The organism is Streptacidiphilus sp. EB129, assembly GCF_041262645.1.
Lineage (GTDB): Bacteria > Actinomycetota > Actinomycetes > Streptomycetales > Streptomycetaceae > Streptacidiphilus.
The window spans coordinates 200,782-208,879 of the sequence record NZ_JBGCCS010000010.1 but is presented as its reverse complement, the minus strand read 5'-3'; the positions used below and the strand labels follow the sequence as shown (position 1 = coordinate 208,879).

Sequence of the window (8,098 nt, the reverse complement as noted above, 5' to 3'; positions counted from 1 at the left end):
AGGCCCGGCTTCATCGCCTGGCCCGCCTGCGCAGCCACTTGGCCTCAACCCTTAGGTCGGGAAGAGGTGTCCTGATCCGGAGCGTCTCTCGACGGGTGGGATCAGTGGCCTGTGTCCGTGAAGACGCCTCACCGAACGAGGTGTCTGTTCAACTTTCAGAATTCTAGCGCCTCTGGCGCTCGACACTTGCCACATTTACAGAGTCTTGACGTTTGCCGGTGGCCTGCGGGCTGGCGTCTGCCCGGACCGAGTTCACTCAGCGGGCCCGCGTGCGTGACTGATTCCGGTGATGCGGCTGGGTGTTGTACTCCAGGTGCCAGTGCAGGTCGCGGACCGCGGGGTCGAGCCAGACCTGGGTGAGCAGGCGGTTCACCGGCTCGGCAGCCAACCCGCGGATGTCCAGGACCGCTTCCAGGGTCGCGGATCCTGTGTGCTCCGGCGCCGGTCGACTGTGCAGGCTGAGCAGCGCCGTGTCGGGGTGGTCGGCGACCCGGGACAGCAGGTCCCGGACGTGGGTCGTGTGCTGTGGGTCGCAGACCGCGCGGACCGTGGCGCGCACGATGACGTCGCAGGCCGTGGGCGTGGATCGGTTGGTCGGCTGCTTGGTGGGGCGCTGCCGCAGATGGGCGAGAAAGGTCACGATGAGTCTCCTCTCGGCGTCGAAAGACGCCGGCTGGCTTGTGCTTGTGCAGATCCTGGCGTGACGGATCGTCATCAGCGCTCCCTTGCAGATCGGTTGTCGTCGGCCCGGGGCTGGTCGACGGCCGTGTGCTCAGGTGCCGACGGTCCACCCACGCGGGCCGGGTATCTCGACGGATGCCGCACGCGGGGTCTGGGGTGCGACGTGGTCGCCGATCTCCCGGGCGGCGCTCTCGGGCAGGTTGAGGTGCCGTGCCAGCCAGGTCGGCCGGTGGCCCTGTCGGGCCAGGACGTAGGCGGCCTGGACCCGGGTATCGCAGCGCAGCTCGGGCCGGGCCGGGTCGGCTTCGACCGCTGGGTCCAGCAGGTACTGGCGACGGACGCCGTCCTGCAGGGTGAGCCACAGCGTTGATGTGGGGAGGGGGTGAGTCACGGTATGTCTCCGATCCCGGACCAGGAGCCGGGCTGTGCGACGACCGCCTCACGGGAATCCCGAGCAGCGCACAGCGCGGTACGACCGCGCAGGGGGAGGGGATTCGTGGAGGCCGGTGGGCGTCGAGATCGATGGGGAAGTCTGCTGTCGCTGCCGTCCATCGCGCTCACTCGCGGGCGGAACCGGCTCCGGCTCCGGCGAAGTGTCAACCGGTCCTGCTGGTGTCTGCCACACCCCAGGACCTTGGCCACCATAGCCCACGCTCCGGAGCGCTCGGTGATCCGTTGACGAATTCCTGATCTGCCCGGCGCAGTCTCCCATCCTGCCTGATCAGTGCAGATCAACCAGGTCATCACCTGCGCCGATGTCGCAGTTGTGGCCCCTGGGTACCGCTCTGTTCGGGCTTGACTTCTCGTCAGGTGCACCGCTTCACTGTCGATGCGACACCTCGTTCGGTGAGGCGTCTGCACGGATACAGGCCACTGACCCGACGACGTCGAGAGACGTCCAGGTTCAGGACAGGTCTCCTCGGATTAAGGGGTGACCCCAAGTGGCTTCCCGCCCCCAGTGGGTGGGGATACGCCGTGCAGTGCCGAAGCTCTTACGTGGGGGGTGTTGTCCAGAACGCTCCAGGCAGGCGCCTGCGTTCTGGGCGGGCGGCGCGGCGTCGCCCGTACTGGGGAGTTCGCACGGGAGTGCGCAGATCGCGGGGAGGTGGGCGGGATGAAACCTGGCCATAGTCGGTATCCCGGCACTCGGATCCGCACCATCGTGTGCGCCCTTCGGTTCTCCTGATTCATCGTCAGTAGATCTGCCGCATAACCCTGTTCGCCCGGTCGCTCGGGCGGTTCATGCTGTCCGCGCCACGGGTGCGCTCCCTCATGGCTCGGCACTCCGGCAGAACCGGCGTGCCGAGGTCCTGCTCCGTGCTGCCCGTCCACCACTGGGGTCACCCACGGCCCCGCGACACGCTCACCTTCTGCCGGATCCACTGGTCGAGCGCGTCTTCCGCATGCCCGTATGCCCGTTCAGGGAGGAATCACCATGGCTTCTCACACCACAAGCCCGCCCAGCATTCATCGTCTGGACCCTGGTCCTGCTCTCGCTGGCCCTGACCGCCACCACCTTCATCCCCAGCTTGACCACCAACCAGCTCATCGAGGGCTTGGCCGTCGGTGCTGGGATCGGCCTGCTCGGCGGCGGCTTCGTCGCCCTGCGCTCCCGTAACACCGCCAAGGCCGCCGCAGTCCAGGCCGCTGAGGCCGCCTTCGCGGGACTCGCCCCGGACCAGGTCCAGGAACTGGAAGCCGCCCAGCTCAGCAGTGCCGACCGCAAGGCACTGCTGGAGGCCGACCGCATGGCCTGGCGCACCCCGGCACTGAACACCCTGTCCCGGCCGCCGTTCTCCTCACTGCGCAAGGCCGGGCTGCTCACCCTGCGCGGCTACCTGCTCATCGCCGTGATCCTGGTGATCCTGGTGATCGTCAAGGTCGTCCAGATGGCCACCGGCCACTGACCCCAATCATCCTGACGCAGTCTCACCACGGGCCGGTGGCAACGCCGAACCGCCGCGCCACCGGCCCGTCCACCACCCCTCACCTCCGTATCCCCGGCCCGTATGCCACAAGGACCGCCCCGGTCGCATCCCAACTCGGAAAGCGAGGCCACCGCCATGGCCCTGATCACCTTCCCCACCACCACCCGCCGCAGCTCGGCGACCCGCAGCCTCAGGCTCCGCCCCCTCACCCTGACGGGGGTCACCGCCTTCCTCACCCACCTCGGCCGACGCCTCGCCGACGCGCCCTTGGACAGCCTCGTCCTGCTCACCCGCCCGGTGGCCGGCACCCAGGCCCGTACCTTCGCGCGTGCCCAGGCCCGAGCCGACGCACGCTGGGGAACGGGCGCCTCCCACGCCATGGAGCAGCACTGGACGCCGGTCGCCGGACCCGATGGCGAGGTCCGCCTCGTCGCCAGCTGGCAACCACGCCACTGACAGTCGGGAACAACTGTCCCTCGGCATGCCCGTGCCCGTTCGATGACCTGCTGGGGGGGCAGTTGTGGCCGGGGCCGTCGGCTCGGCCCGGATGGAGGCCCGGGTGTAGACGGGCCGTGGATGGATAGGCTCATAGGATCAGCGCGGGCAATGGTCCGTATTCCTCACAGGGGGAGGAACGCCTGGGATGGAGCGCGCCCCGTTATACCTGGAACCCCGACTGGAGCCGCCGCTGGCGTCCTTGCTGGAGTCGGCCGAGTTCCTGCACATGCTGGTGGACGCGCTGGGATCACCGCTCAACATCGTGTTGCCCGACCGGATCGCAGCCAACGTCGAGAGCTTCCGCGCCGTCCGCCGCCGGCACAACCTCAGCGGTCAGGTGTTCTTCGCGCACAAGGCGAACCGCTCCAGTGCCCTGGTGCGCCGGCTCGCCGCGACGGACGCCGCCATCGACGTGGCGTCGTTGGGTGAACTCCAGCACGCCCTGGGCGCCGGGTTCGGACCGGACCGGATCGTGGCCACCGGGCCCAAGGACCGGGAATTCCTGTGGCTCGCCGCACTCTGCGGGGTCACCGTCGGCGTCGACGGGCCCGGGGAGTTGGAGGAGCTGGCCGCACTCGTGCACCTGCACGACCTGCCCCGGGTCCGGGTGCTGCTGCGGTTGTCGCAGTTCGAGGCCCCGGGAGCCCGAATGCTGTCCCGGCAGAGCCGCTTCGGCTCCCCGGCAAGCTCGTTGGACCGGCTGCTGAGCCTCCTGGAACGGCACCGGGACACCCTGCAGCCGATCGGGGTCGCCTATCACCTGGACACCACCAGCCTCGACGAGAAGGCGACGGCTCTCGACGGCTGCCTCCGCGCCATGGACGAGCTGCAGCGCCGGGGATTCACGGCGCGTGCCGTCGACATCGGCGGCGGGTTCGGTGTCAACTACCTGGCCGACGGCGCCCAGTGGGATCGCTACACCACCGAACTCGGCAACGCGGTCCTGGGCAGACGCCCACCGCTCACCTGGGGCGGGCACGGATACGGCCTCCGTACCGAAGGCGGCACCCTGCGGGGCGCTCTGGGCCTGTACCCCGGCCATCGCCCGGTCGCGGGGGCCGACTATCTCGACGCGCTGCTGTCACGGCCTGCCCCGACCCTGGGTCGCCCGCTGGGGACCCTGCTGCTGGAGCACCTGTACGACCTCTACCTGGAACCCGGCCGAGCGCTCCTGGACCAGTGCGGGCTCTCCCTGGCGAGGGTGCTGGAGGTCCGTCCCACGGACAGTGGCGTGTCCCTGGTGCGCCTCGCGATGAGGGCGAGCGACGTCAGCTTGGAGGAGCACGGCGTCCTGATGGATCCGGTGCTCGTTCCCCGGGACGGCGCACCAGCCGCCGCTGAGGCAGTCGGCGGTCCCGTCGGTGTCCACCTCATGGGCAGCCTGTGCCTGGAGGCTGACCTGATCACCCGGAGAACGGTCTTCCTGCCGCGTCTGCCGCGGCAGGGCGACCTCCTCGGCTTCGCCAACACAGCCGGGTACTGCATGGACTTCAGTGCCACCCACGCGCAGCGGCAGCCTGTCGCGCGCAAGGCCGCCGTCCACCGGGAGGCCGGCTCCTGGCGCTGGTGCCTCGACGAGCAGTACTGGCCCGTCACCGGGTCTGTCACATGTCCTGTCACATCTGCTGGGGGGCAAGAGACGTGAGATACGACAGCATCACCCAGGCAATCGGCGACACCCCGCTGGTGCGCATCGACCCTGCCGTGCACGGTCTGCGCAGCATCGACCTCTACGCGAAGCTGGAGATGCTCAACCCCTTCGGCTCGGTCAAGGACCGGGCCGCCTGGAACATGGTGCGGCAGGGATTGGCCGGAGCCGTCGAGCGCGGCGAGACGATCGTTGAGCTGTCCAGCGGGAACACCGCCAAGGCGCTGGCCGTCATCGCGAGCATGCACGGGCTGGCCTTCAAGAGCGTCACCAACCGGATGCGGGTTCCGGAGATCAAGGACCTGCTCCTGCTGCTGGGTGCCGAGATCGAGGAACTCCCGGGGCAGAGCGAATGCCTCGACCCGACCGCCACCGACGACCCGCTGACCCTCTTCCACCAGGAACTGTCCAAGCCCGGCACACCCACCCTCCATACCGACCAGTACTTCAACCTGCTCAACACCGAGGCGCACGCGGCGGGCACCGGCCCGGAGATCGTGGCCGACCTCGACGGCCGGGCCCCGGACTGGTTCATCGCCTGTGTCGGCACCGCCGGTTCGTCCACCGGAGTGGCCAGGGTGCTGCGCGAGCACGACCCGCGCGTGCGGGTCGTCGGACTGGTCGCCCAGAAGTCCGACTTCATCCCGGGCATCCGCACCATCGACGAGGTGCAGGAGGTCGGCCTCTTCGACCCGGCCACCTACGACACGATCGACGCGGTCAGCGCCGACGAGGCGATCGACGGGATGCTGACCCTGGTGCGCCGATGCGGCATCCTGGCCGGGCCCACCGGCGGAGCGGCGTATTTCGGGGCCCTTCGCCATCTGCGCACCGTCGACGCGGAGTTGACGGACCGCAGAACGGCCGTCTTCATCGTCTGCGACCGGGTCGAGAGCTACCTCGGCTACATCCAGCAGCGCCGCCCGGAGCTGCTGGGGCGTCCACCGGTGAGGAACTCCCTGGCCACGCTCACCGACGCCGAGGTGCGGGCGGCCACGGCCGTCGACATCGCCGACGCGCAGAAGTGGATCGCCGCGGAACGGCCGCTGGTGGTCGACCTGCGCGGTCCCTTCGCCTACGCCGCCCTTCATATCGAGGGATCGATCAACATCGTCGACGAGCTGTTCGACGAACTGGTACGCGGTGGCCTGCCCTTCAGTACGCGGCAGCCCGTGCTGCTGGCCTGTCCGGTCGGCGAGAAGTCCGCCCGGTACGCCGCCCTGCTGACCCGCATGGGCCATCCCGACGTGCGCAGCCTGGCCGGGGGCGTCATCGCGTGGCGCGACGCCGGCGGACCGCTGGTGCGTGACTGACCATGACTGATCGTGACTGACATGGGCGACCCCCTGGACGACCTGCGATCCTGGCAGCGCCCGCTGCGCGCGCAGTTCCCCATCATCGTGGACCACCCCGAACTGGCCTACCTGGACAGCGCGGCCACCGCGCAGAAGCCCCAGGCCGTCCTGGACGCCGTACAGAGCTACCTGACCACCGGCAACGCCAACGCGGGGCGCGGCACCTACCCCTGGGCGAACGCCACCACGGCGATGGTCGAGCGCACCCGCGAGCGGGTCAAGGAGTTCCTGGACGACCCCACCCCGGAGCGCTCGACCGTCCACTTCACCAGTGGCACCACCGAAGGGCTGCGCACGGTGGCCCGCGACTGGCTGCCCACCCTGCTCACCGACGGGGACGAGATCGTCGTCCCCTTCGCCGACCACCGGGCGAACCTGTCGCCGTGGCTGGAGGCACAGTGCCTGCTGGCCCGTCAGGGGGTCCGGATCACCGTTCGCGAGCTGCCCTACCAGCAGAGTTCCGGCGACTACGACTCGGTGGCGCTGGCGGAACTGGTCGGCCCGCGCACCCGCTTCGTCGCGGCCACCCATGTGCACCATGTCTACGGGGGCGACATGAACGTGCACCGGATCCGCCAGGTAATCGGCCCCCGGGTGCCGATCTGCCTGGACGCCGCCCAGAGCATCGGCCACCTGCCGGTTTCCGTGGCCGATCTCGACGTGGACTTCGTGGTCTTCTCCGGGCACAAGGCCCTGGCCCTGCCGGGCTCCGGCGCGATCTGGGCCCGGCAGACGCGCGGGCCGGGGTTCCGGCCCGGCGGGTGGCGCGGTACCCCGAACACGGTCGGCGTCGCCGCCCTGGCGGCGGCCCTGGACTGGCTGGACGCGGCAGGCCTGGACCGGATCGAACAGTGGACCCTCGCCCTGGCGGCCCGGCTGACCGACGGGCTGAGCCGCCTGGACGCCTACCAGGTCCTGGGCTGCCGGCAGAGCCTGACCGCCGGTTCCACAGTGCAGCAGCGCCGCAGTATCACCACCTTCCGGCACCGCGGGATCAGCTCCAACGACCTGGGGTTCATCCTCTTCAGCCACGGGCTCATGGTGCGCTCCGACAGCCACTGCCAGGCCGGTACGGACGAGAAGGACAGCTCCATCCGAGTGAGCCTGCACGTCCACAACACGCCCGAGGAAGTCGACAGGTTGCTCACCACGCTCGCCAATCTGCAATGATTTTCAATAACATTGGTGGCAGGGCGGAGAGGCGGCACAGAGGTGCGCGGAGCTACGAGCCTCAGCACGGCGACGGCCGAGCACTGGGTGAAGCGCTGGGAAGGCCAGCAGCAACGCTACGCGGTCGACCGCGAGGAGCGATTCACCGTGATCGCCGACGTGGTGGACCATGTGACGGCCGGTCACACCACACCCCTGATTCTCGACCTGGGCTGCGGCCCAGGAGCACTGGCGGCCCGGCTGGCCGACCGGCTGCCGCACGCCGACGTGCTGGGCGTCGACGCCGACCCGCTGCTGCTCGAACTGGCACGTGCCCACTACGGTTCCACCGCCCGGTACGTCGAAGCCGTGATCGGGACGCCCGGCTGGGTCGACGCCCTCACGCTGGGCCGCCCCCTGGACGCAGTCGTCTCGACGACCGCCCTGCACTACCTTGACCAGCACACCCTTCGCCGGGTCTACCGGCAACTCGCCGAGCTGTTGCGCCCCGGCGGGGTCCTGGTCAACGGCGACCACTTCCGCCACGACGCCGCGAAGATGTTCGAGATCACCACCGCCGTCGGACGCCGCCGGGCCGAGCGGCAGGCCGCGTTCGACCACGAGGACTGGCATTCCTGGTGGGGGGCACTGGAGGCCGACCCGGAACTGGCCGACCTCCTCGCCGAACGCCGCAGCCGTCCGCTCCCCAGCAGCGAGGGCGAAGACCTCACCCTCTCCAGCCACGTCAGGCTCCTGCGTGAGGCCGGCTTCGAACACGTGGGTTCCGTCTGGCAGTTCGGCAACAGCCACGTCCTGGCCGCCGTGCGCTGACCCTCTCA

The 8,098-nt window shown here is 69.6% G+C and carries 8 protein-coding genes and 2 riboswitches; of the genes, 6 read left to right on the top strand and 2 right to left on the bottom strand.

Annotated elements, in window-relative coordinates; all coding sequences use genetic code 11:
• Nucleotides 1–147, bottom strand: a riboswitch (M-box (ykoK) riboswitch). This riboswitch is flagged as partial in the annotation.
• A gap of 109 nt (nt 148–256) precedes the next feature.
• Entirely contained in the window at nt 257–640 is a 384-nt protein-coding gene (locus ABH925_RS15695) for a hypothetical protein (RefSeq protein ID WP_370148304.1), read from the bottom strand.
• A gap of 132 nt (nt 641–772) precedes the next feature.
• The gene (locus ABH925_RS15690; protein WP_370148302.1) at nt 773–1,072 is read right to left on the bottom strand and encodes a hypothetical protein; all 300 of its coding nucleotides are present in this window, start codon (nt 1,070–1,072) and stop codon (nt 773–775) included.
• Nucleotides 1,073–1,512: 440 nt separating this feature from the next.
• Nucleotides 1,513–1,691, top strand: a riboswitch (M-box (ykoK) riboswitch).
• Nucleotides 1,692–2,084: 393 nt separating this feature from the next.
• On the opposite strand from ABH925_RS15690, the gene ABH925_RS15685 reads away from it, so the two are divergent.
• From ABH925_RS15685 to ABH925_RS15660, 6 genes are all read left to right on the top strand, one after another.
• Complete coding sequence (locus ABH925_RS15685; RefSeq protein WP_370148301.1) at nt 2,085–2,588, top strand: hypothetical protein; 504 nt, start codon at nt 2,085–2,087, stop codon at nt 2,586–2,588.
• Between the two features lie 156 nt (nt 2,589–2,744).
• Complete coding sequence (locus ABH925_RS15680; RefSeq protein ID WP_370148299.1) at nt 2,745–3,065, top strand: hypothetical protein; 321 nt, start codon at nt 2,745–2,747, stop codon at nt 3,063–3,065.
• A 187-nt stretch (nt 3,066–3,252) separates the two neighbouring features.
• Nucleotides 3,253–4,752, top strand: a complete 1,500-nt coding sequence (locus ABH925_RS15675; RefSeq protein ID WP_370148298.1) for a Y4yA family PLP-dependent enzyme — start codon at nt 3,253–3,255, stop codon at nt 4,750–4,752.
• Nucleotides 4,749–6,068 (top strand): pyridoxal-phosphate dependent enzyme, encoded by a 1,320-nt coding sequence (locus ABH925_RS15670; RefSeq protein WP_370148297.1) that lies wholly within the window; start codon nt 4,749–4,751, stop codon nt 6,066–6,068. Before ABH925_RS15675 ends, ABH925_RS15670 begins: the two co-directional genes overlap by 4 nt.
• Before the next feature lie 21 nt (nt 6,069–6,089).
• Entirely contained in the window at nt 6,090–7,280 is a 1,191-nt protein-coding gene (locus ABH925_RS15665; protein WP_370148296.1) for an aminotransferase class V-fold PLP-dependent enzyme, read from the top strand.
• A 42-nt stretch (nt 7,281–7,322) separates the two neighbouring features.
• Nucleotides 7,323–8,090 carry a trans-aconitate 2-methyltransferase gene (locus tag ABH925_RS15660; RefSeq protein ID WP_370148295.1) on the top strand — a complete coding sequence of 256 codons (768 nt, stop codon included), beginning with the start codon at nt 7,323–7,325 and terminating at the stop codon, nt 8,088–8,090.
• Nucleotides 8,091–8,098: the final 8 nt, after the last annotated feature.

Bases quoted from the DNA above. Each gene is read 5' to 3' on its own strand.
- ABH925_RS15685 (WP_370148301.1), top strand. From the start codon at position 2,085: ATGCCCGTATGCCCGTTCAGGGAGGAATCACCATGGCTTCTCACACCA.
- ABH925_RS15680 (WP_370148299.1), top strand. From the start codon at position 2,745: ATGGCCCTGATCACCTTCCCCACCACCACCCGCCGCAGCTCGGCGACC.
- ABH925_RS15675 (WP_370148298.1), top strand. From the start codon at position 3,253: ATGGAGCGCGCCCCGTTATACCTGGAACCCCGACTGGAGCCGCCGCTG.
- ABH925_RS15665 (WP_370148296.1), top strand. From the start codon at position 6,090: ATGGGCGACCCCCTGGACGACCTGCGATCCTGGCAGCGCCCGCTGCGC.